Consider the following 26,853-nt stretch of genomic DNA (forward strand, 5'->3'; position numbering starts at 1 on the left):
AATGCCAATTAAGGTTTTATCTTAATTGAGCATTGTTAGAATGTGCATATTCAACTTGAATTTCTTTAATAGTTTCATCAAGTGCTACAATTTCGCTAAAAGCACCTTGAAGCATAGTTGCAGCTTTTGCTTCACCGTCTTTCGCTGTTAAAATGTCTATATTTATTTCAAAACCATCCATAGAAGTAATGCTGGTAGAAAACATTTCCAGTATCGTTTTTCTTAATCCTTGGTCTGTATTTAACGGAGCTAAAAGCTCTACTGGTTTTTGTGCTTCTATTAATTTGTTTCTGGTTGCTTTAATCAGCGCCAGTAATTCTTTTTTTGATTCGGGTTTTCCAATAAAATTCAAACTTCCTTTTAAGAATTCCTCATTAGCTTGAAAAAGCTTTGTGTGAGCTTCGACGATTTGGTTATTATAGCTCTCTGTAGTTCTTTCGTTACAGCTGATAGATACTGAAGAAATAATAAATAAGAGTAGTAGGGTAATTTTTTTCATAGGTTTAATGGTGTAAATTAGTGTTAAAACAAATATATCAGAAATATTTGATTTTTAATCATATACGATGACTTAGGTGATTTTTCTATGAATTTACTTACGTATTTGTAATAATTATGTAAATCATCGGGAAATTTATGTAACATGTCTGGAAAGCTTTAAAAGTAATTTAGCAGTATTAATTTTTAAAAGAAATCAAACATGAAAACTAGAAGCTTATTACTCGCCTTAATACTAAGTATTGGATTATTTACTACATCATGCAGCAATGATGATAATGAAGGGGAAACACTAATTCCATTAGAAGGAAAATGGGATCTTAGTAAAACAGGAACTGTTATAAATGGTACAGAAACATTGACTGATGCACCAGAAAATCAAAGTGGATGTAACAAAGATTATCTTGAATTAAAATTAGATAATACAGTAAATGTTGGAGATTATAGTTCAGCTGTAAGTGCTTGTGCGCTAACAGTTCAATCAGGAATTTATTCTAGATCACACAATAATTTAACGACTGTTATAAATGGTGTGAGTAAAACACAGGATATCGTAAATCTAACTCTTAAAGAATTAAAAGTGAGAGATGCGGCTGGTGTTATCACAGTATACACGAGATAAATTATCAAAAACGTATTGTTGTTTCTGCTTTTTGAGACAACATAAAACGGAAATGGCTTTTTTAAAAGTTGTTTCCGTTTTTTTATTGTTTCGCAGAGATTCACAAAGGAAAAACACAAAGTCTCACGAAGATTTTAAAAGAAAAACTTTGTGAATGTCTGTGTAATCTTTGTGTGTCTCTGTGAAATAACTTTTTTCCCCACAAACTTTGTCTTAATCTTAGGAAACATTTCCTTAAATTTGCTTCCATTATAAAAAAATACAATAGTTACAAAAATCAAGCTATGTTACAAATCGCATTTATTAGAGAAAATCAAGAGAAAGTAATCAAGGCTTTAGCAAAACGAAATATCGATGCTAAAAGCGTTGTTGAAGAGGTGGTGCAATTAGATGAAAACCGTCGTGCTGCGCAAGTAGAATTAGACAATGTTTTATCTGAATCTAATAAATTATCCAAAGATATTGGTGAGCTAATGAAAGCTGGCGAGAAATCTAAAGCAGCTATTTTAAAAGAAAAAACAGTTTCGTTAAAAGAAAAAAGCAAAGAACTTGGCGAAAAAGCCGAAGCTCTTGCTGTTGAATTGACAAACAAATTATATACTTTACCAAATCTTCCTGCTGATATTGTTCCAGAAGGAAAAACTCCAGACGATAACTTAAATGTTTTTGAAGAAGGAGAAATTCCAGTTTTGCACGAAGGCGCGCAACCTCACTGGGAATTGGTAAAAAAATATGATATTATTGATTTTGAGCTTGGTGTAAAAATTACTGGTGCTGGTTTTCCTGTTTACAAAGGAAAAGGTGCTCGTTTACAGCGTGCGTTAATCAATTATTTTTTAGATAAAAATACTGCTGCAGGATATAATGAAGTTCAGGTGCCGCATTTGGTAAACGAAGCGTCAGGATTTGGAACAGGACAATTGCCAGATAAAGAAGGACAAATGTATCATTCAACAATTGATGATTTATATTTGATTCCAACTGCTGAGGTTCCAGTTACGAATTTATTCCGTGATGTTATTTTGAACGAAAGCGAATTGCCAGTTTTACATACGGCTTATACGCCATGTTTCCGTCGTGAAGCGGGTTCTTACGGAGCTCACGTGCGCGGATTAAACCGTTTGCACCAATTTGATAAAGTTGAAATCGTACGTATCGAACATCCAGAGAAATCATACGAAGCTCTTGATGGAATGGTTGAGCACGTTAAAAATATTCTTCAGGAATTGAAATTGCCTTATAGAATTTTACGTCTTTGCGGAGGCGATATGGGATTCACATCGGCTTTGACTTATGATTTTGAAGTATTTTCTACAGCACAGGATCGTTGGTTAGAAATCAGTTCGGTTTCTAACTTCGAAACTTTTCAAGCAAACCGTTTGAAATTACGTTTCAAAGACAAAGATGGTAAAAACCAATTGGCGCATACTTTGAACGGAAGTTCATTGGCTTTGCCTAGAGTTTTGGCCGGAATTTTAGAAAATTACCAAACGCCAGAAGGAATTGTAATACCAGAAGTTTTACGTCCGTACTGCGGATTTGATATTATAAACTAAATTTTTCGTAATTTAGGGAATTAAACCTAACAGGTTTAAAAACCTGTTAGGTTTCTTAGTTTTAATAATGAGCATATATAAAATAATATGAGTGCAATTTTAAATTGGAATGTAGATCCTGTAATCGTAATGATTACCGACAGTTTTCCTTTGAAATATTATGGAGCTCTTTTTGCGTCTGGACTTTTATTAGGCTATTATATTGTCAGAAATATTTATAAAAAAGAAAATATTTCCATAGAAAACCTGGACAGTTTGTTGGTTTATGTAATTGTGGGAACAATTTTGGGCGCTCGATTGGGACATTGTTTTTTTTATGAGTATGAATATTTTCTGCAACATCCAATAGAAATACTTTTACCAATTCAAAAGATTGGTGGCGTTTATAAATTTGTTGGTTTTCAAGGTTTGGCAAGTCATGGCGGAACAATAGGTGTTTTAATTGCGATGATTTTATATTGCAGAAAATACAAAGTGAAGTTTTTATGGCTTTTGGACCGAATGGCGATTGGAGTTCCTGTTACAGGCGCTTTCATCAGATTTGGAAATTTTATGAATTCTGAAATTTATGGAAAACCTACTAATGGAAATTGGGGTGTCGTTTTTCAGAGAGATGATTTAATTCCGAGACATCCAACGCAATTATACGAAGCATTTGCATATTTGTTGATTTTTGGAATTTTATTTTGGATGTATAAATCAGATAAAATAAAGCAAACAAACGGATTATTATTTGGAACTTTTTTGACGTTATTGTTTTTGGCTCGATTTATAATTGAATTTTTTAAGGAAAATCAGGAGTCTTTTGAAAATAGTATGATTATTAATATGGGGCAAATTTTAAGTATTCCTTTTATTTTAATTGGATTAACTTTGATTGTCTGGAAATCAAGAACTGAAATTAGAGGATAGTTTTCAGTGTTCAGTGTTCAGTGTTCAGTCGCAGTATTCGGTCGCAGTGTAAAACTGCAAACTGCAAACTGCAAACTGCAAACTGCAAACTGAACACTGAACACTGAAAACGTGACTAAAAAAACTGAAATATGAAAAACATCTTTATCTATATCGTTTTGCTATGGTCAAGTCTTACATTTTCTCAAAATGAGCAATTGGCTCAATATTACTTTGATAAAGGCGATTTCGAAAAAGCAAAAGTCAGTTATGAAGAGCTTTTGACAAGCGCGCCATCTAATACCCAATATTTTTTAAGATTAGTCGACTGTTATCAGCAATTACAGCAATATTCAGTAGCTGAAAAAGCGATTCAAGATCGTTATAATAAATACAAACAAGGCGTTTTTTTGGTAGAATTGGGATACAATTATCAATTGCAAAAAAATGAATCAAAGGCCAGAAGTTTTTACGATCAGGCAATCGAAAAAATTAAAGCAAACCCAAATGATGTTTACGGAATTGGAAATTCATTCGAGAAAAAAGTATTGCTGGAATATGCCCTAAAAGCCTATCAAACTGCAATGCAAATTCAGCCGAATTACAATTTCAACTTCCAAATCGGAATGTTATACGGTCAATTGGGCAGAACCGATGAAATGATCGATCTTTTGTTGACAGAATCCTATAAAAATCCGCAGAATGCTAATTTAATTCAGACACAGTTATCGCGTTTCATGAATGGCGAAACAGATAATACGGCTTTTAAAGATGCCATGCGAAAAGCCTTGATTTTAAAAACGCAAAAAGATCAGGATGTTTTTTGGAATCATTATTTGAGTTGGTTTTACGTACAGCAAAAAGAGTTTGGAAAAGCTTTTATTCAGGAAAAAGCAATATATAAACGCGAGCCTGAATCGCTTTCAAGTATTGTCAATTTGAGTCAGTTTGCATTGAAGGAAGATGATACTGAAACTGCTGCAGAAATTCTGAATTTCATTCTTTTAAATACCAAAGATTTAGATTTGTTGATTCAGACGAATTACTATTTGATGGAAATCAAAATAGAAAAAGCACAGGAAAAAGATTATCCTGCAATTGATGCTGAGTTACAGCAATTACTGACAACTTACGAAGTAACTCCTTTTACCTTATCTTTGCAATTGATTAAAGCGCATTTTGCAGCTTTTAATTTAAAAAACCCAGAAGAAGGCATTGCGATTGTTAAGCACGCTTTAGAGCTAAATTTGAACGATTATCAGGAAGCTGATGCCAAAATGGAATTGGGAGATATTTTGCTTTTGCAGGAAAAATTCAATCAGGCGCTTATTTATTATTCGCAGATTCAATTGGATTTAAAGAATGATGTAATGGCGCACGAAGCCAGTTTAAAAGCAGCAAAAACGAGTTATTACAAAACCGATTTTGAGTGGGCTTTAAAGCAGTTCAAAGAATTGAAATCGGCAAACACGCAATTGATTGCAAATGATGCTCTTGAGTATTTTTTACTGATTAATGATAATACAGTCGCCGATTTGACACAAACGGCGTTAAAACAGTTTGCCAAAGGTGATTTTTTAATTTATCAGAATAAAAAACAAGAAGCCATTACACAATTTCAGAACATTCTGAAAACCTATAAAGGCCAGGAAATTGAAGCTGTTACAATGTTGCGTTTAGGTAAAATATATGAAAGCCAGAAAGATTTTAATTCGGCTTTAAGCCAATACCAGCAGATAATTGACAATCATAGTGACGGAATTTACGTTGATGAAGCATTGTTCTTCTCTGCAGAAATTTACAACGATGAATTGCACGATATAGAAAAAGCAAAGCCTTTGTATGAAAAGGTAATTTTTAACCATCAAGACAGTATTTACTTTGTTGATGCCAGAAAAAAATACCGAGAATTAAGAGGAGATAAGAATTTATAATTTGGTTTAATCGGTTAATCGTTTAACTGTGTAATCGAATAAAAGATTTAAAAAAGAATTAGTAATATGAAGATTTGCATAAGATTTTAAGAATCAAAAGTAAAAAACTTAGCCTCTTAGAACCTTAGTATCTCAGAACCTTTAAAAAAATGATTATTTACAATATAACTACCAATATACACGAAAGCGTTCACGACCAATGGTTGAAATGGATGCAGGAAAAACATATTCCAGAAATTCTGGCAACAGAAAAATTTTCATCGGCACGAATTGTGAAAGTTTTGGTTGAAGAAGAAATGGGAGGAATTACGTATTCGGTTCAATATACAACAGACAGTAAAGATACTCTTGAAAAATATTATCTTGAAGATCAGCCAAAATTCGACAGAGAAGCACTGGAATTATTTGCAGATAAAATGCTTTCTTTTAGAACCGAATTGGAAGTTATTTCAGAACATTAATTAGTTCTCAGTCTCAGTCTCGGTTTTCAGTTTTCATAAAACAGAATTGCCCGTAGATTTGGCTGATTAAACAGATTTGCACAGATTTATTGATTTAGAATTAGTGTCAATTTGTGAAATTCGTGGCAAAAGAATATAAAGCTTTGTGACTTTGAGTCTTTATGACAAAAAAAGTGAAATAAGCTTTGACCCGTAGCATCAAAAAGAATACTTTTGCGCCCTCGTGGCAAAACAAGTAAGAAAATGGAAAAAGTAAAAGCCAAAAAACATTTAGGACAGCATTTCCTTAAAGACGAAAGCATCGCAAAAGCAATTGCCGATACTTTGACTTTTAAGGGATATGATGAGGTGCTTGAAATAGGGCCAGGGATGGGTGTGCTTACTAAATATTTACTTGACAAGCCTGTTCATACACGAGTGATCGAAATTGATACAGAATCTGTTGCGTATCTAGATGCGAATTACCCAAAATTAAAAGACAATATCATTTCAGAAGACTTTCTGAAATACAATATAAATCAGATTTACGAAAACAAACAGTTTGCTATAATTGGCAATTTCCCATATAATATTTCTTCTCAAATTGTTTTTAGAACGCTTGAGTTTAGAGATCAAATTCCTGAATTTTCAGGAATGTTTCAAAAGGAAGTTGCAGAGCGAATCTGTGAAAAAAAAGGATCAAAAACCTACGGAATCTTGTCTGTGCTGGCACAGGCTTTCTATGATACTGAGTATTTGTTTACTGTAAGCGAAAATGTTTTTATTCCTCCGCCCAAGGTCAAGTCGGGTGTGATGAAAATGACCCGAAAGGAAGATTATAGTCTTCCTTGTGGTGAAAAGTTATTTTTTACGGTTGTAAAAACGGCTTTTCAACAAAGACGAAAAACATTACGTAACAGTTTGAAAACATTAAATTTATCAGATAATTTGCGAGAAGACACTATCTTTGATAAACGTCCTGAGCAGCTTAGCGTTGACGAATTTATTGTTTTGACTCAAAAAATAGAAGCCGATGGAGTTCAAAGTTAGCAAAGAATTTATCCAACAACTAGAGGAACATATCGTTAAGAAAAATGACAACGAACTTGAAATTTTACTTAATGATCTTCACCATGCTGATATCGCCGAAATTCTTGAAGAATTAGATTTTGATGAAGCAACCTACATTTTTAAAGTTTTAGATAGTGACAAAACAGCCGAAATTCTTCTTGAATTAGAAGAAGATCTGCGTGAAAATATCTTAAGCCGACTTTCACCAAAAGAAATTGCAGAAGAGCTTGATGAGCTTGAAACAAATGATGCTGCCGATATCATCGCGGAACTTTCGCAGGACATCAAAGCAGAAGTTATCTCGGAGTTAGTCGATGTTGAACACGCAAAAGATATCGTCGAATTACTACGTTACGATGAAAACACGGCGGGTGGTTTGATGGGTAAAGAGCTTGTAAAAGTCAATGAAAATTGGAATGTTTTGACCTGCGTAAAAGAAATGCGAATTCAGGCAGAGAATGTTTCCAGAGTACATTCGATTTATGTTGTTGATGATGAAAATCGTTTAAAAGGCAGATTATCTCTTAAAGATTTATTGACAACTTCTACCAAAACGCAAATTGGAGATATTTATATCCGAAAGCTAAATTTTGTAAACGTTGATACCGAAGATGTTGAGGTCGCTCGTATCATGCAGAAATACGATTTGGAGGCAATTCCAGTTGTAGATGAACTTGGACGATTGGTCGGAAGAATTACAATTGATGATATCGTAGACGTGATCAAAGATGAAGCCGATAAAGATTACCAATTAGCAGCCGGTATTACGCAAGATATTGAAAGTAATGACAGTGTTTTGGAGTTAACAAAAGCACGTTTGCCTTGGCTTTTAATCGGAATGGTAATTGAGATTGTCGCGTCATTTGTGTTGAAAGATAACGAAAGCGCTTTCCAAAAATATTCAACCTTAATTATTTTCGTGCCTCTTTTATCAGCAACGGCTGGAAATATTGGAGTTCAGGCTTCGGCAATCGTAGTTCAAGGTTTGGCAAATGGAACTTTGAAAGAATTCAGTCGCAGTTATTTTAGCAAAGAACTTACCGTTTCAATGATTTCTGGAAGCATTATTTCATTGCTTCTTTTAGGATATCATTCGGTTATGTATCAACAATATTTGGTCGGAATGGCAATTTCGATCTCTATGATTGTTGTGATTTTGTTTGCCGCAACTTTAGGGACATTGGTACCGCTTTTTCTTCATAAAAATAAAATCGATCCGGCAATTGCAACGGGTCCATTTATTACTACAACTAATGATGTATTCGGAATTATGCTCTATTTTGGAGTTGCCAAAATGATTCTTGGGTTTTAGATTTTTGGCACAAATTAATAGATTGGAGTGATTTAAAATCTTTAAATTCTATGTAATTTGCAATCTGAAGAATTAGGTGTTAATCAGCCAGAAATAAATTAAAACCAAGCAGATGAAAGTACACATTATTGGAGGAGGAAACCTTGGCGTTTCTATTGCCTTGGGAATTGCTAAATTTTCAAAAAACAATCAAGTTACAGTTACAAGAAGAAACACTGCAAGTATTCAGTATTTGTCTGAATACGGAATTACGGTGTCTAACGATAATAAACACAATATTCAGGAAGCAGATGTTGTAATTTTGACTATAAAGCCTTATCAGGTTGATACGGTTTTGGCTGAAATTTTGCCTGTAATTAAAGATAAAACAATCGCTTCTGCAGTAAGTGGATTGTCGTTGGATATGCTTCAGGAGAAAACTAATAATGAATATCCGGTTGTGCGTATTATGCCAAATATTGCTGCGCAATTTGGAGAATCGGCAACTTGTATTTCTTTTCCTGAAACAGATCGTGAAGAGGCGATGCCAATTGTAGATTTGTTCCAAGATTTGGGGACTGCTCCAGTTATCGATGAAAAATTGATGGATGCGGCAACGGTTTTGGGCGCCTGCGGAACGGCATATGCATTACGTTACATTCGTGCATCTATGCAAGCCGGAATCGAAATAGGATTTGATTCCAGTACAGCTTTGGCAATTGCCGCACAAACAGCAAAAGGAGCTGCAAAAATGTTATTAGAGGAAAAAGTGCACCCAGAACAATTAATCGACCGTGTAACAACGCCTCAAGGCTGTACAATTGTTGGTTTGAATGAAATGGAACACAACGGCTTTAGTTCGTCTCTGATAAAAGGAATCAAAACTTCTTTGAAACAGATAAAAGGTTTACTGAAATAAAATAACAATATTTAAATACTCAAATTCCAAATTCCAATACTTTAGTTGGGGTTTGGAATTTTTTATTTTTGAGAGTTGAGCCCTGTATGTCATTCCGAGGAACGAGGAATGACAATATTGCGGGTAATTGGAGCTTTTTCTAAGCAAAAACCTCAAAATGCTCTACCTTTTCTTCAAATTCTAAAAGAAACTGTTCATCTTCGGGATAATACTTTGCTTTTTCAAAATCTTCTCCAGCGAAATTCTTGATTACTTCTAGGTTTTCCCAATACGTTATAAGCGTAAAATGCCCTTCGTTGTTTTTGATGTTTCTTAAAAAGGAAAGTTTCACAAATCCCTGTGTTTTTTCATAATCAGGAATGGCAGTTTTGATCATAAATTCGGTGTAAACTTCATAATCTTCAACTTTTGTTTTTCCGTGCCAGATTCTTGCGATCATAATCTTGAATTTAATTTCTTGTTCAAAGTGTATTTTAAAAATACGAATCCAAAAAATCCCGAAAGCAACGACGCAATTAAAATAGCAATTTTAGAAAAAACAATTGTTTCAGGATCTTTAAAGGCTAAAATGGTAATAAAAATGGACATTGTAAAACCAATTCCGCCTAGCATTCCGGCTCCTAAAAGATGTGACCATTTTAAGTTTTTTGGCAACGCACATAATCCGGCTGTTACTCCAATAGAAGAAAATAGAACAATTCCGAGCGGTTTTCCAATAACTAATCCAAGGATTATTCCAAAGGTGTTTGGATGATTTAATCCTTCGTGCCAATCGTTTGTTATCGCAATACAAGTATTTGCAATGGCAAACAAAGGCAATATGATAAAAGCAACAGGTTTATGTAGAAAATGCTGCAGTTTATAAGAAGATGAATTTTCGCTGCCATCTCCAAACGGAATTACAAACGCTAAAATAACACCCGTAATTGTTGCATGCACTCCAGAATTCAGCATAAAATACCACATTACTATGCCGCCAATTAAATACGGAATAATATTGTTGACTTTCATTCGATTCAGAATAAAAAGAAAACCCCAAATTGCTAAAGCGATTGCAAGATTTACAAAGGCAATTGATTTGGTGTAAAAAACGGCAATAACAATTATAGCACCCAAATCATCGATCACGGCGAGAGCGGTTAAAAATACCTTTAGTGATGGTGAAACTTTTTTTCCTAATAGAGATAAAATCCCGATTGCAAAAGCAATATCGGTCGCCATTGGAATTCCTGCTCCGTTTTGAGTTGCGGTACCAAAATTTAAAGCCAGAAAAATCGCGGCAGGAACCAGCATACCTCCAAGAGCAGCCATAATTGGCAATGAAGCATTTTTTATGTTGGATAATTCTCCGTGATAAATTTCACGTTCTAATTCTAAACCAATTAAAAGAAAAAAAATGGTCATTAAACCGTCATTAATCCAATGCGTAATAGAATGTCCTCCCAAATCTTTTTCCCAAAAAGCAACATATTCTGTGGCATAAGCTGAATTTGCTAAGTACAACGAACATATTGTTACAAATAGTAAAAGCAGCCCTCCAGATTTTTCGTTATTGAAGAAAGAATTAAAAGTCACGGTTAATTTCATTTGAGAAAAGGTTTTGAAGATTTAAAAGGGAAGGAATTTCTTCGAAGGCTTGTATCTTCAAAGTTAAAGAAATTCTGACCAATAAAAAAACTTTGCGATTCTGCGACTTTACGAGATTAAATTAACCGTATTTTTGCTTTAGATAAAATTCAACAATAATGAGCATAAAAATTCTTCACATAGACAGCAATAATCCTATTTTATGGAATCAATTAGAAGAAGCGGGTTTTGAAAATCATGCCGATTTTAAATCTTCGAAAGAAGAAATCGAAGCTAAAATTAAAGATTATAACGGAATTGTAATTCGAAGCCGATTCAAGATTGACAAGACTTTTTTAGATAATGCAACTAACTTGCAATTTATTGCCAGAGTGGGCGCAGGCCTTGAAAGTATTGATTGTGATTATGCTGAAACGAAAGGAATTCACTTAATCGCGGCTCCAGAAGGAAATCGAAATGCAGTTGCAGAACATTCGCTTGGCGTAATTTTATCGCTTTTTAATAATTTAAATCAGGCCGACGCCGAGATCAAAGCGGGACATTGGAATCGTGAAAGCAATCGCGGTCATGAATTAGACGGGAAAACGGTTGGGATCATTGGATACGGAAATATGGGGAAAGCTTTCGCCAAAAAACTTCGTGGTTTTGAAACCGAAGTTTTGTTTTATGATATTTTGGAAAATATTGGAGATGAAAATGCAAAACAAGTTTCATTGCAGGAACTTCAAAAAAGAGCTGATGTTTTGAGTCTTCATTTGCCTTGGACGCCAGAAACAGACAAAATGGTTGACGCAAATTTTATAAACGCATTTTCGAAGCCATTTTGGATTATAAATACTTCGCGTGGCAAAAATATCGTGACAGCAGATTTAGTTGAAGCTATGAAGTCTAAAAAGGTCTTAGGTGCAGGTTTGGATGTTTTGGAGTACGAGAAATTATCTTTTGAAACACTCTTCCAGGATAAAAATACACCAGAAGCCTTTCAATATTTGCTGGAAGCCAAAAACGTTTTACTAACGCCACATATCGCAGGATGGACTTTTGAAAGCCATGAACGTTTGGCTCAGGTAATTGTCGATAAGATCAAGAAGGTTTATTCAAAACCTACAAGGGCATAGTTTTTAAGGTCAGCACTTTATTATATTGTTAAGGTGATTTTGCGATAAGTATTTTCTGTAAATTTGACATCTCTGATTAGTTTTTAAAGTTATTTTTCTTTAATATTGTTACTGCATTTTTAACAATATTTTTGAAAAGGAGCCACCGAAAATCCTTAAAAGAGTAGGTTTTAATAAATCTGATAAAAAATGGAAAATACAAAGTATGAGGCTTGGAATACTCCATCAAGGCCTAGAGAAGAAAATAAAAAAATTTCAGCGGGAATTCTGGCTATTTTAGTTGGTATTCTTGGAATTCATAAATTTTATTTAGGATACACCAAGGAAGGCGTTATTCATCTGCTTTTAGGCTTAATGTGCGGCGTTGGTGGTTTGATTGGTCTTATAGAAGGAATTATATACTTGACAAAAACAGACGAAGAGTTTTATCAGACTTATCAAGTCGGTTACAGAGGCTGGTTCTAAAATATTTAAAAATCCCATTCACCGTAACGAATGGGATTTTTTTTATCAGTGAAAAAGAACTTTTTCTGATACAACAATGTCTTTTCGTTTCTTAAAAAAAATCTTAATTAAGTTAATCTTACACTGTATTAAAAAGTGGTGGAGTAACCGAAAATCCTTAAGAGTAGGGGAAACTTATAAAGATTTGTTATGTTAGAAATGTACAAAAAAGTAGTTCTTGAAAATTATGCGAATTTTAATGGAAGAGCTAGAAGAAGAGAATATTGGATGTTTATTTTAGGAAATTTTATTATTTCAATTATCTTACAGATTATTGATAATGTTGCTGGTTTAACGTTTGGAGCTGGTGAAACGGGAATAATTGGTTTAATATATAGTTTAGCAGTTATGATTCCTGGAACCGCTGTTGCAATAAGAAGAATGCATGATATAGGAAAAAGCGGATGGTATATACTTATTCCAATTTATAATATTATTTTACTTGCTACAGAAGGAGAAAAAGGTCCTAATCAATATGGTTCCGATCCAAAAAATCAATTTGAAGAAATGGATGAAATTGGTAAAGAATAATTCATAAGTTTTAAACAAAAATTGTAATAAAAAAATCCCATCCGCCACGGCGGATGGGATTTTTTTATGTTTTAAAACTACTAATCTTCTTTTTCAAAGAGCTTTTTCTCTAACTCAATTTGAAACTCTTCGATAACAGGTTTCATTGTGCTTTCTGGAATATCGGCAATTCTAATATACATTAAACCGTCGACAGCATTATTGAATAAAGGATCGACATTGAAAGCAACAACTCTTGCGTTTTGTTTGATATACTTTTTAATTAAAACCGGCAAACGTAAATTTCCTGGTTCCAATTCGTCAATTATCTTGTCAAATTTATTCAAATCAGATTCGGCTTCATCAAAAATAAAGTCTTTATCAGCATCTTTCAGTTTTACTTTATAGGCTTTCTTCGGATGAATATATTGTGCAATATAAGGATCATAATAATTTGACTTCATAAATTCAATCATCAACGATTTAGAGAAATCAGAGAATTGATTGCTGATGCTCACACCTCCCAATAAATATTTGTGTTCTGGATGACGTAAAGTAGTATGAATAATCCCTTTCCAAAGCAAGAATAAAGGCATTGGTTTTTGCTGATATTCACGTATGATGAAAGCACGCCCCATTTCGATAGATTTGTGCATCATGTCGTGAAGTTCAGTTTCAAATCTAAAAAGATCATTCAAATAAAAACCTTCAATTCCATATTTTGGGTAAATTTCAGAACCCAATCCCATGCGGTAAGCGCCAGCAATTTTCTTGGTTTCATCATTCCATAAAAACATATGGTGATAATATTGATCAAATTTATCTAAATCGATCGATTCGTTTGTTCCTTCGCCCACTTCACGGAAAGTGATTTCGCGCAAACGGCCAATTTCATGTAAAATATTAGGAATTGATTTTGCTCTGGCAAAAAACACTTCGTAGTTTTTGCTCTGCAATAAACGGCAATCACTATTTCTTAAAGCATCAACTTCGGCAATCATTTTTGATTCGTTAGCCGGAGTTGCGATTTTTTTAGGTGCTTTCGAGATTTTTAAACTTGCTGTGTCGATTAATTTGGTATCCTTTTCAAAAGGATTAGCAAGCATATAGGTTTTCTTTCTTAAAAATTCTGAGTATTCTTCAAACGATTCAATTTCGTTTTGTTCGTTTACAGAAATTGGTTTTCCAATACGAACTTTGATTACGCGGTCTTTTTGTGTAAGCAATTCAGATGGAAGTTTTGCTGTACGTAAAGTATCGTCAATTTTTGAAAGCCAGTAGAATAATTTACTGTTTTTGGCATGAAAATAAATAGGTACAACAGGAACTTTTGCTTTTCTGATTAATTTCAAAGCACCTTCTTCCCATGGTTTGTCAACTACTAATTTTCCGTCTTTGTAGGTCGAAACTTCACCGGCCGGAAAAATTCCTAGAGGTTTCCCGTCGCTTAAATGACGCAACGTTTCTTTGATGCCAATTACGCTCGATTTAGCATCCTTGTGATTTTCAAAAGGATTAACCGGCATAATGTATTTTTTCATCGGAACAATTCTATGTAAAAGGAAATTGGCAATGATTTTGAAATTTGGTTCTCTCTCAAGCATTAATTTCAAAAGCAAAATCCCGTCAATTCCTCCAAGTGGGTGATTTGAAATAGTAATGTAAGCACCATCCTTTGGCAGACGTTTTAAATCTTCTTCTGGGATTTCGAATTTGATTTCCATCTCATCCAAAATTCCGTTCAAAAACGCAAGGTCTTCCAAATGTTTATTTCGATCGTAAATTTTATTAAGGGTCGAGATCTTAAGAACCTTCATAAGAATCCAGCCTGAAAAAGTACCGAATACTCCGTACTTATCAACATTTATTGCCTTTGCAACTTCTTTCGCGGTAACTAAACCCATGTACTATTTTTAAATTATTAGAGCAGCGAACAAAGATAACAAAAAACTCTACTTTTCCTTTATTCAATTATAAACTTTCCACTTTTTTATTACATTTGGAATCCTAAAAAAATTACCAAGATGAAAATTATTTCTTATAATGTAAACGGAATTCGTGCTGCAATTACAAAAGGTTTTATTGAATGGCTAGAAGCTGCAAATCCGGATGTTATCTGTCTTCAGGAAATTAAAGCGACTCAGGATCAAATTCCTGTTGAGGCTATAACAGCGGCGGGTTACCCGTATCAATATTATTATCCAGCGACTAAAAAAGGGTATAGCGGTGTTGCAATATTATCTAAAATTGAACCAAAAGCGGTTGTGTACGGAACAGGAATTCATCATATGGATTTTGAAGGGCGTAATTTGCGTGCCGATTTTGAGGACTGTTCTGTAATGAGTTTATACCTTCCGTCAGGAACTAATATTGAAAGATTGGATCATAAATTTATGTTCATGGACGATTTTCAAACGTATATCAACGAGTTAAAACTAACAATTCCGAATTTGATCATCTGCGGTGATTATAATATTTGCCATGAAGCAATTGATATTCATGATCCTGTTCGCAATAAAACGGTTTCTGGATTTTTGCCTGCAGAACGTGCTTGGCTTGACACTTTTATGAAATCAGGTTTTATCGATAGTTTCCGTCATTTCAATAAAGATCCGCATCATTATTCATGGTGGAGTTACCGTGCTGGAGCCAGAGGAAATAATAAAGGCTGGCGTATTGATTATAATCTAGTAAGCGATTCAATGGGACATCGCTTGAAACGTGCTGTTATTCTTCCAGACGCTGTTCACTCAGATCATTGCCCAGTTTTAGTCGAAATCGAGTAAAGTTTGGTATTGTTCTTGTTGAAGGAATGGAAAGTTTTGAAGTTTAAAAAATTGAATTTTGAAATCGCCATTGAATTTTGATATTTATTAATAAAGCCCCAAATAAAAACCAAAAAGTAAAATGATTAAAAAAGCCTCCATCGGATTAGTAGTTTTAGCTTTGTCTGCAACTTCATGTGTATCCAAAAAGATTTACAACGATCTTGAAACGAAATATTCAGATTTAAAAAAAGAAAACCGTTCTATAGCTGATGAAAATGCAGGATTGAAAACCGCAAAAAATCAGTTAGAATTAGATAAAGACAAACTAACTAAAGATTTGGTAAGTACAAAAGATGATCTTGCAAAGCAAAAAGCTGATCTTGCAGCGGAGCAAAAAAAATACAAAGTTTTGCAGGATTCGTATAATGCATTAGAGAAAAACAGCAACGATGCATTAGAAAGCAACATGGCGAAAAACCGTGATTTATTGGCGCAATTAGAAGCAAAATCTAAAAAACTTGCTGATGAGCAAGCTCGCTTAGACAAAACTGCAAGCCGTTTGAAAGAACTTGAAGACATGATTGCGGCGAAAGAAGAATCGATGCGAAAACTGAAAGAAACTTTATCTAAAGCTTTAAATGGTTTTGAAGGAAAAGGTTTGACAGTTGAACAGAAAAACGGAAAAGTATATGTTTCTATGGAGAACAAATTGCTTTTCAATTCAGGAAGTTGGGCGGTTGGAACAGAAGGAAGAAAAGCGGTTGTAGAACTTGGAAAAGTTTTAGGCGACAATCCAGATCTTTCTGTTTTAATTGAAGGACATACAGATGATGATCCATATGCGGGCTCTGGACCAATTGCAAACAACTGGGATTTGTCGACTAAAAGAGCAACAGCAATTGTAGCTATTTTAAGTGAAAATACTAAAATCAACAAACAAAAATTAACAGCAGCGGGAAGAAGCGAATTTTCTCCTTTGGCAAGCAACGCAACTCCAGAAGGAAAAGCGAAAAACCGAAGAATCGAAATTATCTTGACACCAAGATTAGATGAAATTGCTGAGATGCTTAATAGTATTAATTAAGGTGCTGAGGTTCTAAGGGACTAAGATGCTAAGGTTTATAAAAGGGTTCAAAGTTTTACTTTGAACCCTTTTTGTTTAAAAATAGAAAAACCTTAGTGCCTTAGAATCTTAGTCCCTTAGAACCTCAAAAAAATAATCTTGTAGATTTTTTAACTTTTGTCGCATTTTCATTTGAGAAATACCGTTGTATCTTTGAAAATAACTATTCGAAAGAAAAAAACTTAGCATCTTAGCAACTTAGAACCTTAGCATCTTAAAAAAATGATCTACACTACATTACCAAACACCGATATAAAAGTTAGTAAAATCAATCTCGGAACAATGACTTTTGGTCAGCAAAATACAGAAGCCGAGGGGCACGCTCAAATGGATTATGCACTCGAAAGAGGCGTTAATTTCTTCGATACAGCCGAAATGTATTCAGTTCCGGCAAGCGAAGCGACTTACGGAAGTACAGAGAAAATTATTGGAACATGGTTTAAGAAATCAGGAAATCGTGATAAAGTAATTTTGGCATCAAAAATTGCTGGTCCAAATCCGAGTTTTGGTTATATGCGCGAGAAATTGGATTTTTCGCCTACGAGTATAAAATTCGCGGTTGAAAACAGTTTAAAAAGACTTCAGACAGATTATATTGATTTGTACCAAATGCATTGGCCGGAAAGAAAAACCAATAATTTCGGGCAGCGCGCTTTTCACGGACATAATGATGCTTGGGAAGATAATTTCAGAGAAATCCTTGAAACTTTTGACGGATTAATCAAAGAAGGAAAAATCAAACACATTGGCGTTTCAAACGAAAATTCATGGGGGATGATGCGTCTTTTGGAAGAAAGTAAATACAATAATTTGCCAAGAATCAAAACCGTTCAAAATCCGTATAATTTATTGAACCGACTTTTTGAAGTGAATTCGGCTGAAGTTTCAAAATATGAAAATGTTGGTTTGCTGGCTTATTCGCCGTTAGCATTTGGTGTTCTTACAGGGAAATTTTTAACAGGAGAAAGTCATCCGAAAGCGAGAATTAATCTTTTTCCGCAATACAAACGTTACAATAGCGAACAATGTACACAAGCGACAAAATTGTATCAGGAAATTGCTCAAAAACACGGATTAACATTGACGCAATTAGCAATGGGATTTGTGTTGCAACAGCCATTTTTGACAAGTGCGATTATTGGCGCTACAACATTGGAACAATTAAAAGAAAATATCGATACTATTGACGTAGTGCTTTCTAAAGAAATACTGACTGAAATTGATGCTGTTCAGGCAATTATTCCTGATCCGGCTCCTTAAGTTTTTTTTGCCACGAAGGCACTAAGCCACGAAGGTTTATTTTAATCTCGCAAAGTCGCAGAGTCGCCAAGTTTAATTTTTTCAATTTATAGCGTCCAGCTTTAGCTGGATGAAAATATAAACGCAAAAAAAGGGCTTTAGCCAAACTTTACTGGTTTGGCTAAAGCCCTTTTCTATTTCGATCTTTTCCCCTAACCAAAGTTAAGGGCTATAGAAAAACTTTGCGACTCTGCGACTTTGCGAGACTAAAAACAAAAAAACTTTGTGTCTTAGTGTCTTTGTGGCAAAAAGCTACAAATCAAATTCATCATCAACAGCCAAAGAATCATTTTTAACCGCAGTTGAATCCGGTGCTTTGATTTTAATTAAAGAACGCGCATTTCCAGAAATATAAACTGGCAATTGTCCAATAGTATCTTCGGGAACTAAAAGTCCTCTTCTAAACATCAGATTTTTTAGGAATTTCTGGTTTTTCAAAGCGTAATCTTTTAAGTTACCCTGATCATTAAACTGATACATGAATTTTCTTGGTTTCGGAATAATCGTTGCCAAATACAAACATTCATCTACGTTTAAGTCAGAAGGGCTTTTTTGGAAGTAAAAATGACTCGCTTCACCAATTCCGTAAACATTTGGTCCCCATTCGATAATGTTGAAATACACTTCCAACATTCTTTCCTTGCTTACAATTCGGTTGTTTTCTAAAATGTAAACTAATAGAATTTCTTCAAGCTTTCGCGAAAGCGTTTTTTCTCGGGTTAAAAACACATTTTTAATCAATTGCATGCTGATTGTGCTCGCACCACGAGAGAATTTTTTAGTTCTAATATTTTTCAGAATGGACTGTTTGAAAGCTTCATTTATAAAGCCACGATGCGAAAAGAAAGATGGATCTTCTGTCGTAAGAACACATTTTCTTAAATAAGGTGAAATTTGATCTAAAGGTGTATAATTTGGATTTGCATTTCCGACTAAAACGGGGCGTTGCAATACATTTTGAATAATTGCACGATAGACAAATTCGCCGTTTAATTTATTTAAATCGGCTTCGCCATATTTTGTAATTCGTAAATCTTCTTTGTTCAATTTACTGTCAAAAACAAGTGTGTTTGGTTTGTTTTTGTTGAATTTGAAATCCAGTTTATAATCAAAATTTCCGGTGGCTTGCATTCCTTGAAAATGTGTAAATAAACCATCAGGAAGCGAAACGATAAAATCTTGCGCTTTCATTTTTGGAATATCAACTTTCAAAGTATAAACGGTATCTTCTTCAGTGTCATATGAAATATAAGGTTTCACTTTGATTTTATTCAACTGCATTGTTGAGGTGCTGTCTATCGAAATGAAATTATCTCCTAATAAAAAGCGGTAATCAAAGCGTGCATTTTTGATCACAACATCTTTGCTGGCAATTTTTGGGTGATTGATTTTTAAATTGGTGATCGAAGTAAAACCGTCAATATGTAGTTCGCTGCCACTTTTATCAATTTTTTCGACATTTAATCGGATCGAATCAAAACTAGCTTTTAGATTATAACGTTCATCCAAATAAGGCACACGAATGGCGCCAGTATCTAGATTGAAAAAACGAATGTCTGCTTTTTCATTTCTTGGATCAGCAAAACCTTTAATGTTCCAGCGCTGATCAAAATCTTTGCTTTGAACATGAAGATTAGTTTCGAGCTGTTTGTTGTTTAAAACTAATTTATTGACAGCAATAGAAGCTTTTTTCCCGTTGTCATCAATTTTGAATCGGAAGTTTTCCAAATTCATGTCAGTCGGAACCAAATTCAGCAATTTTGAAATAATTCGGTAGGCAAAAGCGCCATATTTGCGTTTTTCGCTTTTTTCAGAATCATCACTGTTTCTTTTTAAGAAGGCGTCAAAGTTTCGAATTTTTCCTTTTTTTACTAATTGAATGTAGCCGTTGTTCACTTTTAAAGTACCAACCTGAACATCGCCAATCAATAAATTGCTCAAACTGATGCTTGTTTCAATTTTTTGAATCTTAACAAGCGTGTCGGCATTTTTAGGTACCAAAACAACATCTGTAAGTTTGATTGTTGATAAGCCGTTGAAAGAAGCTTCTTTAATTGAAAAATCGCTGTTGTAGTCAACCGCCATTTTATGGGTAACTTTTGCAATAGCTTGTTTTAAAAGTGAATTGCGAAAAAAGTACAACCCGATGCAAAGCAAAACCAATAATACAGCAAGTATTTTTAGCGCTTTGAATATTTTTTGTTTTGGAAAATTCATAGTGGTATTTTTAATAGAAATTACCCAAAGAGAATACTGGCAACATCTTCAATTTTAGCAACCAATTCAATTTTGATTCCTGTATTTTTTAAAGCTATTTTGTTGTATTTAGAAACAAAAATGGTGTCGAAACCTAATTTTTCGGCTTCTTGAATGCGCTGGTCTACGCGATTTACTGGACGAATTTCGCCAGATAATCCAACTTCGCCTGCAAAACAAAAACCTTTTCCAACTGGAATATCTTCGTTTGATGACAAAATAGCGGCAACAACGGCAAGGTCGATTGCTGGATCATCAACAGAAATTCCGCCTGTTACATTCAAAAAAACGTCTTTTGCGCCTAAGCGAAATCCGGCTCTTTTTTCTAGAACGGCCAAGATCATGTTGAGTCTTTTGGCATTGTAGCCTGTTGTGCTTCTTTGAGGCGTTCCATAAACCGCCGTGCTCACCAAAGATTGAATTTCAATCATCAATGGGCGCATGCCTTCAAGAGTTGTGGCAATTGCAGTTCCTGATAATTCTTCGTCTTTGTGCGAAATCAATATTTCTGACGGATTGCTTACTTCGCGCAAACCGCTTCCTAGCATTTCATAAATTCCAAGTTCTGATGTAGAACCAAAACGGTTTTTCAGTGAACGTAAAATTCTATAGATATGATTTCTATCTCCTTCAAATTGAAGAACAGTATCTACCATATGCTCAAGAATTTTTGGTCCGGCAATGTTTCCATCTTTGGTAATATGTCCAATTAAAATAACTGGAATGTTGGTTTCTTTAGCAAATTTGATCAATTCGGCAGTAGTTTCTCTAATTTGAGAAATACTTCCAGCGGTCGATTCAATATAATCAGTGTGTAAAGTCTGAATCGAATCGATAATGACAATTTCTGGTTGAATCGCTTCAATTTGTTTGAAGATATTCTGTGTTTTTGTTTCTGTTAAAATATAGCAGTTGTCGCTATTTGGCGTGATTCTTTCCGCACGCATTTTTATTTGTTTCTGACTTTCTTCACCAGAAACATATAAAGTTTTATAAGGTAATTTTAATGAGATTTGAAGTAAAAGTGTGCTTTTTCCAATTCCGGGTTCACCACCCAAAAGTGTCAAAGATCCAGGAACAATACCGCCACCTAAAACACGATTCAATTCGCCATCGGTAGTATCCATGCGAATTTCCTGCGCCGAATCAATTTCGTCAATTTTTAAAGGCCTTGGCGCTTTGCTTGATGAAGTTGGTTCGCTTTTCCAAGCTACTTTTTCTTGCTTTTGAATAATTTCTTCAGCAATTGTATTCCATTCTTTGCACGCGTTGCATTGGCCCTGCCATTTAGAATATTGGGTGCCGCAATTTTGGCAAAAAAAGGAAGTTTTAACTTTAGACATTATTTGGTTTTTTTAGCAAGCGTATTCATTTCGTCAATCTTCTCATACATCAAATCTTTGTTCAAATCCCCAATTGGCTCCATTTGAGAAGCATTTTGGTATTTTTTTGAAGCATGTTTTGGGTCGCCCATTTTTTCGTACATCAATCCTAGTTCATATTCGCCCAGCATGGCTTTTGGATAATTTACGTTTCCAATTTCGGCCATTTTTCCTAACTCATCGTAAGCATTTTTCTTTAAAATAATGTTTTCAATTACTTTAAAATCACTCATTCTGACAGGAACTTGGTAGCCTAATATTTCAGACATTGTTGCATATTTCTTTTCTAAATAATCAGAATAACCTGATTCGAGAACGGCAATTTTTTCATTGTATTCAGCCGAATTTATTGGTCTGTACGATTCAAAAATTTGGTACAAAGCACTCGGGATAGAATGTAAAACTTCTGTGTAATGTGTCGCTCCTTTAAAAACCTCATATTTATAATTTACTAACGGATTATTTGCGATTTTAATATTGCTGTTTAATTTTTCAATCGGTTCTTTAATTCTTTTATTGTCACCTTCTCCTGCAGAAAGATAATAGAATATCGGTTTCTGGATTTTTGCAAATTTCTCCGCTATTCTAACTTCCATTTTTGGTGCAAGTTCAGGGCTAAAGCAGATATATGCGTTAAAAAGTGGCTCTTCTTTATATAAATAAAAATTAGCAAAACTTGCTGTAATATCATGACCGGCAATAATTCTGAAAGGCGCGGTGTGATACTTTTTTTCTACATACGGAATTAATTCGGCACCTATAAATTCAAAAAATTTCGCTCCTTTTTCAAACGGCAAACCTTCATTTTGATCAATTGTTGAGTCATCCTCACGTTCATCATTTTTATTTTGATGAATTCCAATAATAATCATTTCCGGGATATCGTCCCAATACGAACCATAACTTACTGCTCCTGAAAACGGATCAAATAAATAATCTCCATCTAAAAGATATAAAACAGGATATTTTCTATCCGATTTCTCATCATAAGAAGGTGGAAGCCCAATTGTTATTCGTCTCTCTTCTCCCAGTTTTTCAGACTTAATATTGTCGAATTTTTTCTGAGAAAAAACAGAAACAGAGATGAATGCAAGTAGTAGGTAAACTTTTTTCATGATTTGTGGCATTTCAGTGAATTAAAAAGTATTGAAAATTGTATGGCAATATAATACTTTATTTGCTTTTAGATATTTTGGGATTGAAAAAAAAGCAATGATTTCCTACGCTTAATTCGTTTTTTGATTTAAGGCAAAAGAAAATCTGTTTGTGCAAAATATTTTTGACAAATTGAGATTGAAAGTAAGCGTGATATAAGGTTTTATGTCAGCGAATTATCATTTTCATTTGGGAAAATGATCCATGGTTTGAAGGTTTTAGCCTCTTCAAACTCTAGGGTTGCATATGAAATGATAATAATAATGTCATCTTTTTGAACCTTTCTTGCGGCCGGGCCATTAAGCGTGATTTCGCCTGAATTTTTTATGCCTTTTATAGCATAAGTTTCAAAACGTTCACCATTATTAATGTTGACAATAGATACTTTTTCGCCTTCAATAATATTTGAAGCTTCTAGTAGAGTTTCATCAATAGTAATACTGCCAATATAATTTAAATCAGCTCCAGTAACTTTTACTCGATGAATTTTTGATTTTATAACTTGAATTTGCATACAGCAAAGGTAATTTAATTTAATGAAATGGTGTCAATTAACCTTATAGAATTAACAAATACCGCTATAAATGCACGGTATTTTTTGTCTATAATTTTATGATCAATTGGTAATAATGTCGATTCGTCAGCAATTACAAAATATTCAAGTTCGAATCTTGGATTGTCTTTGAAAGCATCTTCGACATATTTTATGGTTTCCTCAGGAGTGCCTTTTTGGAATATTTCTTTGGCTTCGGTAATTACTTTGTATATTATTGAAGCTTCTTTTCGCTCTTCAGCAGAAAGGCGTTCATTTCGTGAACTCATCGCTAAAAGGTTCTCTTCTCTAAAAATTGGACAGCCAATAACATTTACAGGTAAATTATTTTTTTCGACTAGTTTTTTAACAATTTGAAGTTGCTGAAAATCCTTTTCTCCAAAATAGGCATTAGTTGGTGTGACAATCTCAAAAAGACGTTTTACAATAGTTCCAACGCCGTTAAAATGACCTGGTCTGAATTTTCCTTCCATCTGATTTTCTAATCCGTCAAAATCAAATGTTTGCGAAATTGTGTTTCCTTCATAAATATCTTCGACTGAAGGAGCATATAAAATAATTTTGTCACTTAATCCTCTCATTTTTTTTACATCTTCTTCAAGAGTGCGAGGATATTTTTCTAAATCTTCAGGATTATTGAACTGAGTAGGGTTTACGAAAATACTTACAACGGTATCGTTGTTTTCTTTTAGTGATCGCTGCATTAAAGCCAGATGCCCTTGGTGTAAAGCCCCCATGGTTGGTACAAATCCGATAGTTGAATTTGCCGTTTTGATAGTTTTTAAATAAGCTATCAGAGCTACTTTACCGTAAAAAATATGCATGGCGGTATTATTAAAATTTTGTGCAAACATAATATATTAGTTATAAACTGCATAAAATTTTGTAATTTTGCGACGTTTTTATTACCAAAAATTAAGTAAAATACTATTATGAAAGATAAGAGGATATTATATGTATCATCTGAAGTCGTGCCTTATTTGGCTGAAAATGAGGTTTCTTTAATGTCGTATGACGTTCCGAAAATGATTAACGATCAAGGAGGTCAGATAAGAATTTTCATGCCAAGATATGGAAATATCAACGAAAGAAGACATCAATTACACGAAGTGATCAGGCTTTCTGGAATGAATTTGGTAGTGAATGATTTAGACATGCCATTGATTATTAAAGTTGCTTCAATTCCGAAAGAGAGAATTCAGGTTTATTTTATTGATAATGATGAGTATTTTAAACGTAAAGCAACTTTTGCAGACGAAGAAGGCGCATTGTATCCTGATAATGATGAGCGTGCCATATTTTTTGCTAAAGGAGTTGTTGAAACCGTTAAGAAATTAAATTGGGTTCCAGATATTATTCATGTTCATGGATGGTTGGCAGCAATGCTTCCAATTTATATGAAGCATTATTATAAAAATGAAGCTTTGTTTTCTGAAACTAAAATCGTTACATCTGTTTACGGACAGTCTTTTGATGAGAACTTAGACATGGAAATGATCAACAAAGTTAAATTTGATGGTGTTCCTCATGAATCTGTTTCTGACTTGGAAGTTCCTAACTATGAAAATATATTAAAAGCAAGTATATTACATTCAGATGCTGTAATTATTGCGTCTGAAAATGTTTCCCCAAGTTTAACAAAATTTATAGAATCTTCAGGAAAACCTTTTTTACCTTTCGGCCCGAAAGATGCATTCGCTGAAGCGTATACAAATTTCTACAGAAAAATGGGTCTTTAATTAATTTTAAATTTGAACATGTATAATACTTCTTTTATTAAGAAAATTCTAATAGCGGCAACAGTTGTTTTTTTATATTCCTGTGATAGAGATTTTAATGCGATAGGTGATGAGTTGATCGGGGATAATCATTTTGATTTGACGCCGGAGAAATATGATGTTTTAGCCTACAATCAAGAAATAACGCCTATTCAATCAAACGGATTGGCTACAAATGCTTTGGGTATTTATGATAATCCAGTTTTAGGTACAACAACTGGAAATTATGCAACTCAGGTAGCTTTGTCTGAATATGCGCCTACAATTGGTGAAGGTGCTGTTATTGATAGTGTGTATATAAGTGTTCCTTATTTTAGCCATGTTACGGCTACTGATGCTACGACTGGTAAACGTACTTATGAATTAGATTCGATTTTTGGACCTGCGAATGGAAAACTTGATTTAAGCATTCATGAATCTGGAGTTCAAATGAGAAGCAGTTTTTTTGACAATGGTACGCAATTGCCTCAATTGTATTATACAGATGAAAATACAACTTTTGATACGTACAAAATTGGAGCAAAATTAAATGACTCTAATGATGAGAAGCAAAATACAAAATTCTTCTTTAATAATGCTGAAATAACAGACAAGACTGTTGATACAAACGGAAAAGCAACTTTGACTAAAGTGGCGCCACAAATGCGTTTGATGTTGAATAAACAGTTTTTTATGGATAAAATACTGAAAGCTCCTGCTGAAAAACTGGCAAATGCTACAGTATTTCAGGATTGGTTTAGAGGATTGTATTTTAAAGTAGAAAGATCAGGAACTGAGCCTGCGAATTTAGCTTTGATTGATTTTGCAAGGGAAGGAAAAATCACGATTAAATATAAGGCAAAAACTGCAATTACTACTGATCCTGACACTACAATGGAGGATAAGAGTATCATAATTAATTTGACTGGTGCAACAGCAAGTCTGCAACAAGACGCAAAAAGCACTGCTTACGCCAATGCAATCGCAGATGCAAATATAAATAGAACAGAAGGTGATGAGAGTCTTTATATTAAAGGAGGCCAAGGATCTGTTGCTGTAATTGAACTGAATGGTTTTGCTGCAAAGTTGGCTGAAATCAGAACTAAAAATTGGCTTGTGAATGAGGCGAATTTAGTTTTTAATATCGATTCAGATAAAATGGCTGTAAAAGGAGCAGGTAATGTACAAGCAGATGAGCCAAAAAGAGTTTATTTGTATGACTTGACTAATAATGTGCCTTTAATTGATTATTCAGATGGTACATCTGGTTCATTGGCGAATGATCCTAAAGCTACGAAATATGTTTTTGGAGGTATTATTAATGTTGATGCAACTACAAAACGAGGCAAGTCATATAAAATTAGAATTACAAATCATATCCGAAATCTTATAAAAGATGCAACTGCGGTAAATGTAAAATTAGGCTTGGTTGTTACAGAAGATATTGGTGTGATCACTTCAAATAAATTAAAATTAAAAAACAGCGTTATTTCAGAAGCGCCGAGAGGATCAGTTATGGGGCCATTAGGAACTATACTGTACGGAGGAAAATCTTCTGTTGCAGATGACAAAAGACTGAGACTTGAAATTTACTACACGAAACCAAATTAATAAATATA

25 protein-coding genes are annotated in these 26,853 nt (G+C 34.0%); 16 read left to right on the forward strand and 9 right to left on the reverse strand.

Annotation, left to right across the window (positions count from 1 at the left end):
* Nucleotides 1–16: 16 nt before the first annotated feature.
* Complete coding sequence (locus RB619_RS11290; protein ID WP_308097433.1) at nt 17–499, reverse strand: hypothetical protein; 483 nt, start codon at nt 497–499, stop codon at nt 17–19.
* A 201-nt stretch (nt 500–700) separates the two neighbouring features.
* On the opposite strand from RB619_RS11290, the gene RB619_RS11295 reads away from it, so the two are divergent.
* The 8 genes from RB619_RS11295 to proC all read left to right on the forward strand — a co-directional run bounded on the left by RB619_RS11295 (nt 701) and on the right by proC (nt 9,222).
* On the forward strand, nt 701–1,120 hold the full coding sequence (locus RB619_RS11295) for a lipocalin family protein (protein ID WP_308097435.1): 420 nt from the start codon (nt 701–703) through the stop codon (nt 1,118–1,120).
* Nucleotides 1,121–1,404: 284 nt separating this feature from the next.
* The gene (gene serS, locus RB619_RS11300) at nt 1,405–2,676 is read left to right on the forward strand and encodes a serine--tRNA ligase (RefSeq protein WP_308097437.1); all 1,272 of its coding nucleotides are present in this window, start codon (nt 1,405–1,407) and stop codon (nt 2,674–2,676) included.
* 87 nt (nt 2,677–2,763) lie between these two features.
* A complete protein-coding gene (gene lgt / locus RB619_RS11305) occupies nt 2,764–3,588 on the forward strand; it encodes a prolipoprotein diacylglyceryl transferase (protein ID WP_308097438.1) in 825 nt (274 codons plus the stop codon).
* A gap of 131 nt (nt 3,589–3,719) precedes the next feature.
* The gene (locus tag RB619_RS11310; RefSeq protein ID WP_308097440.1) at nt 3,720–5,501 is read left to right on the forward strand and encodes a tetratricopeptide repeat protein; all 1,782 of its coding nucleotides are present in this window, start codon (nt 3,720–3,722) and stop codon (nt 5,499–5,501) included.
* Between the two features lie 149 nt (nt 5,502–5,650).
* Nucleotides 5,651–5,962 carry a DUF4286 family protein gene (locus RB619_RS11315; RefSeq protein WP_035652807.1) on the forward strand — a complete coding sequence of 104 codons (312 nt, stop codon included), beginning with the start codon at nt 5,651–5,653 and terminating at the stop codon, nt 5,960–5,962.
* A gap of 243 nt (nt 5,963–6,205) precedes the next feature.
* Nucleotides 6,206–6,991, forward strand: coding sequence for a 16S rRNA (adenine(1518)-N(6)/adenine(1519)-N(6))-dimethyltransferase RsmA (rsmA, locus tag RB619_RS11320; RefSeq protein WP_308097443.1), 786 nt, complete (start codon nt 6,206–6,208; stop codon nt 6,989–6,991).
* A complete protein-coding gene (gene mgtE / locus RB619_RS11325; protein WP_308097445.1) occupies nt 6,975–8,324 on the forward strand; it encodes a magnesium transporter in 1,350 nt (449 codons plus the stop codon). Before rsmA ends, mgtE begins: the two co-directional genes overlap by 17 nt.
* Before the next feature lie 112 nt (nt 8,325–8,436).
* Complete coding sequence (gene proC / locus RB619_RS11330) at nt 8,437–9,222, forward strand: pyrroline-5-carboxylate reductase (RefSeq protein ID WP_308097447.1); 786 nt, start codon at nt 8,437–8,439, stop codon at nt 9,220–9,222.
* A gap of 139 nt (nt 9,223–9,361) precedes the next feature.
* Here the strand turns inward: proC and RB619_RS11335 are convergent, their stop codons facing one another.
* Together RB619_RS11335 and nhaA are read right to left on the reverse strand one after the other, a co-directional pair.
* The gene (locus RB619_RS11335) at nt 9,362–9,661 is read right to left on the reverse strand and encodes an antibiotic biosynthesis monooxygenase (protein WP_308097449.1); all 300 of its coding nucleotides are present in this window, start codon (nt 9,659–9,661) and stop codon (nt 9,362–9,364) included.
* Nucleotides 9,658–10,809, reverse strand: a complete 1,152-nt coding sequence (gene nhaA / locus RB619_RS11340) for a Na+/H+ antiporter NhaA (protein WP_308097451.1) — start codon at nt 10,807–10,809, stop codon at nt 9,658–9,660. Before nhaA ends, RB619_RS11335 begins: the two co-directional genes overlap by 4 nt.
* Before the next feature lie 158 nt (nt 10,810–10,967).
* Here nhaA and RB619_RS11345 point away from each other — a divergent pair, with 158 nt between their 5' ends.
* The 3 genes from RB619_RS11345 to RB619_RS11355 all read left to right on the forward strand — a co-directional run bounded on the left by RB619_RS11345 (nt 10,968) and on the right by RB619_RS11355 (nt 12,962).
* Complete coding sequence (locus RB619_RS11345) at nt 10,968–11,927, forward strand: 2-hydroxyacid dehydrogenase (RefSeq protein WP_308097453.1); 960 nt, start codon at nt 10,968–10,970, stop codon at nt 11,925–11,927.
* Between the two features lie 189 nt (nt 11,928–12,116).
* Nucleotides 12,117–12,392, forward strand: a complete 276-nt coding sequence (locus RB619_RS11350; RefSeq protein WP_308097456.1) for a TM2 domain-containing protein — start codon at nt 12,117–12,119, stop codon at nt 12,390–12,392.
* A gap of 189 nt (nt 12,393–12,581) precedes the next feature.
* Nucleotides 12,582–12,962 (forward strand): DUF805 domain-containing protein, encoded by a 381-nt coding sequence (locus RB619_RS11355; RefSeq protein ID WP_308097458.1) that lies wholly within the window; start codon nt 12,582–12,584, stop codon nt 12,960–12,962.
* 80 nt (nt 12,963–13,042) lie between these two features.
* Here RB619_RS11355 and RB619_RS11360 read toward each other — a convergent pair whose 3' ends face one another.
* A complete protein-coding gene (locus RB619_RS11360) occupies nt 13,043–14,845 on the reverse strand; it encodes a lysophospholipid acyltransferase family protein (RefSeq protein WP_308097460.1) in 1,803 nt (600 codons plus the stop codon).
* 120 nt (nt 14,846–14,965) lie between these two features.
* Between RB619_RS11360 and RB619_RS11365 the strand changes: the two genes are divergently transcribed.
* The 3 genes from RB619_RS11365 to RB619_RS11375 all read left to right on the forward strand — a co-directional run bounded on the left by RB619_RS11365 (nt 14,966) and on the right by RB619_RS11375 (nt 18,092).
* On the forward strand, nt 14,966–15,727 hold the full coding sequence (locus RB619_RS11365) for an exodeoxyribonuclease III (protein ID WP_308097462.1): 762 nt from the start codon (nt 14,966–14,968) through the stop codon (nt 15,725–15,727).
* 121 nt (nt 15,728–15,848) lie between these two features.
* The gene (locus RB619_RS11370; protein ID WP_308097464.1) at nt 15,849–16,793 is read left to right on the forward strand and encodes an OmpA family protein; all 945 of its coding nucleotides are present in this window, start codon (nt 15,849–15,851) and stop codon (nt 16,791–16,793) included.
* A 261-nt stretch (nt 16,794–17,054) separates the two neighbouring features.
* The gene (locus RB619_RS11375) at nt 17,055–18,092 is read left to right on the forward strand and encodes an aldo/keto reductase (protein WP_308097466.1); all 1,038 of its coding nucleotides are present in this window, start codon (nt 17,055–17,057) and stop codon (nt 18,090–18,092) included.
* A 291-nt stretch (nt 18,093–18,383) separates the two neighbouring features.
* On the opposite strand, the gene RB619_RS11380 is transcribed toward RB619_RS11375, so the two are convergent.
* The 5 genes from RB619_RS11380 to panC all read right to left on the reverse strand — a co-directional run bounded on the left by RB619_RS11380 (nt 18,384) and on the right by panC (nt 24,331).
* Nucleotides 18,384–20,348: a transglycosylase domain-containing protein gene (locus RB619_RS11380; RefSeq protein ID WP_308097468.1), complete on the reverse strand. Its 1,965-nt coding sequence runs from the start codon at nt 20,346–20,348 to the stop codon at nt 18,384–18,386.
* Between the two features lie 20 nt (nt 20,349–20,368).
* The gene (radA, locus tag RB619_RS11385; RefSeq protein WP_308097470.1) at nt 20,369–21,730 is read right to left on the reverse strand and encodes a DNA repair protein RadA; all 1,362 of its coding nucleotides are present in this window, start codon (nt 21,728–21,730) and stop codon (nt 20,369–20,371) included.
* Nucleotides 21,730–22,884, reverse strand: coding sequence for an alpha/beta hydrolase-fold protein (locus tag RB619_RS11390; protein ID WP_308097472.1), 1,155 nt, complete (start codon nt 22,882–22,884; stop codon nt 21,730–21,732). Before RB619_RS11390 ends, radA begins: the two co-directional genes overlap by 1 nt.
* Nucleotides 22,885–23,087: 203 nt before the next feature.
* Nucleotides 23,088–23,438 (reverse strand): aspartate 1-decarboxylase, encoded by a 351-nt coding sequence (gene panD, locus RB619_RS11395; protein ID WP_035652866.1) that lies wholly within the window; start codon nt 23,436–23,438, stop codon nt 23,088–23,090.
* A gap of 14 nt (nt 23,439–23,452) precedes the next feature.
* The gene (gene panC / locus RB619_RS11400; protein ID WP_308097476.1) at nt 23,453–24,331 is read right to left on the reverse strand and encodes a pantoate--beta-alanine ligase; all 879 of its coding nucleotides are present in this window, start codon (nt 24,329–24,331) and stop codon (nt 23,453–23,455) included.
* A gap of 78 nt (nt 24,332–24,409) precedes the next feature.
* On the opposite strand from panC, the gene RB619_RS11405 reads away from it, so the two are divergent.
* Both RB619_RS11405 and RB619_RS11410 read left to right on the forward strand, forming a co-directional pair.
* Entirely contained in the window at nt 24,410–25,216 is an 807-nt protein-coding gene (locus RB619_RS11405) for a glycogen/starch synthase (protein ID WP_133527102.1), read from the forward strand.
* Between the two features lie 18 nt (nt 25,217–25,234).
* Nucleotides 25,235–26,845, forward strand: a complete 1,611-nt coding sequence (locus RB619_RS11410) for a DUF4270 domain-containing protein (protein ID WP_308097479.1) — start codon at nt 25,235–25,237, stop codon at nt 26,843–26,845.
* Nucleotides 26,846–26,853: the final 8 nt, after the last annotated feature.

This window comes from Flavobacterium sp. LHD-80, from assembly GCF_030929605.1.
Taxonomy (GTDB): domain Bacteria; phylum Bacteroidota; class Bacteroidia; order Flavobacteriales; family Flavobacteriaceae; genus Flavobacterium.

Coding starts and splice junctions, on each gene's coding strand:
- RB619_RS11290 (WP_308097433.1), bottom strand. CDS start 499: ATGAAAAAAATTACCCTACTACTCTTATTTATTATTTCTTCAGTATCT.
- RB619_RS11295 (WP_308097435.1), top strand. CDS start 701: ATGAAAACTAGAAGCTTATTACTCGCCTTAATACTAAGTATTGGATTA.
- serS (WP_308097437.1), top strand. CDS start 1,405: ATGTTACAAATCGCATTTATTAGAGAAAATCAAGAGAAAGTAATCAAG.
- lgt (WP_308097438.1), top strand. CDS start 2,764: ATGAGTGCAATTTTAAATTGGAATGTAGATCCTGTAATCGTAATGATT.
- RB619_RS11310 (WP_308097440.1), top strand. CDS start 3,720: ATGAAAAACATCTTTATCTATATCGTTTTGCTATGGTCAAGTCTTACA.
- RB619_RS11315 (WP_035652807.1), top strand. CDS start 5,651: ATGATTATTTACAATATAACTACCAATATACACGAAAGCGTTCACGAC.
- rsmA (WP_308097443.1), top strand. CDS start 6,206: ATGGAAAAAGTAAAAGCCAAAAAACATTTAGGACAGCATTTCCTTAAA.
- mgtE (WP_308097445.1), top strand. CDS start 6,975: ATGGAGTTCAAAGTTAGCAAAGAATTTATCCAACAACTAGAGGAACAT.
- proC (WP_308097447.1), top strand. CDS start 8,437: ATGAAAGTACACATTATTGGAGGAGGAAACCTTGGCGTTTCTATTGCC.
- RB619_RS11335 (WP_308097449.1), bottom strand. CDS start 9,661: ATGATCGCAAGAATCTGGCACGGAAAAACAAAAGTTGAAGATTATGAA.
- nhaA (WP_308097451.1), bottom strand. CDS start 10,809: ATGAAATTAACCGTGACTTTTAATTCTTTCTTCAATAACGAAAAATCT.
- RB619_RS11345 (WP_308097453.1), top strand. CDS start 10,968: ATGAGCATAAAAATTCTTCACATAGACAGCAATAATCCTATTTTATGG.
- RB619_RS11350 (WP_308097456.1), top strand. CDS start 12,117: ATGGAAAATACAAAGTATGAGGCTTGGAATACTCCATCAAGGCCTAGA.
- RB619_RS11355 (WP_308097458.1), top strand. CDS start 12,582: ATGTTAGAAATGTACAAAAAAGTAGTTCTTGAAAATTATGCGAATTTT.
- RB619_RS11360 (WP_308097460.1), bottom strand. CDS start 14,845: ATGGGTTTAGTTACCGCGAAAGAAGTTGCAAAGGCAATAAATGTTGAT.
- RB619_RS11365 (WP_308097462.1), top strand. CDS start 14,966: ATGAAAATTATTTCTTATAATGTAAACGGAATTCGTGCTGCAATTACA.
- RB619_RS11370 (WP_308097464.1), top strand. CDS start 15,849: ATGATTAAAAAAGCCTCCATCGGATTAGTAGTTTTAGCTTTGTCTGCA.
- RB619_RS11375 (WP_308097466.1), top strand. CDS start 17,055: ATGATCTACACTACATTACCAAACACCGATATAAAAGTTAGTAAAATC.
- RB619_RS11380 (WP_308097468.1), bottom strand. CDS start 20,348: ATGAATTTTCCAAAACAAAAAATATTCAAAGCGCTAAAAATACTTGCT.
- radA (WP_308097470.1), bottom strand. CDS start 21,730: ATGTCTAAAGTTAAAACTTCCTTTTTTTGCCAAAATTGCGGCACCCAA.
- RB619_RS11390 (WP_308097472.1), bottom strand. CDS start 22,884: ATGAAAAAAGTTTACCTACTACTTGCATTCATCTCTGTTTCTGTTTTT.
- panD (WP_035652866.1), bottom strand. CDS start 23,438: ATGCAAATTCAAGTTATAAAATCAAAAATTCATCGAGTAAAAGTTACT.
- panC (WP_308097476.1), bottom strand. CDS start 24,331: ATGTTTGCACAAAATTTTAATAATACCGCCATGCATATTTTTTACGGT.
- RB619_RS11405 (WP_133527102.1), top strand. CDS start 24,410: ATGAAAGATAAGAGGATATTATATGTATCATCTGAAGTCGTGCCTTAT.
- RB619_RS11410 (WP_308097479.1), top strand. CDS start 25,235: ATGTATAATACTTCTTTTATTAAGAAAATTCTAATAGCGGCAACAGTT.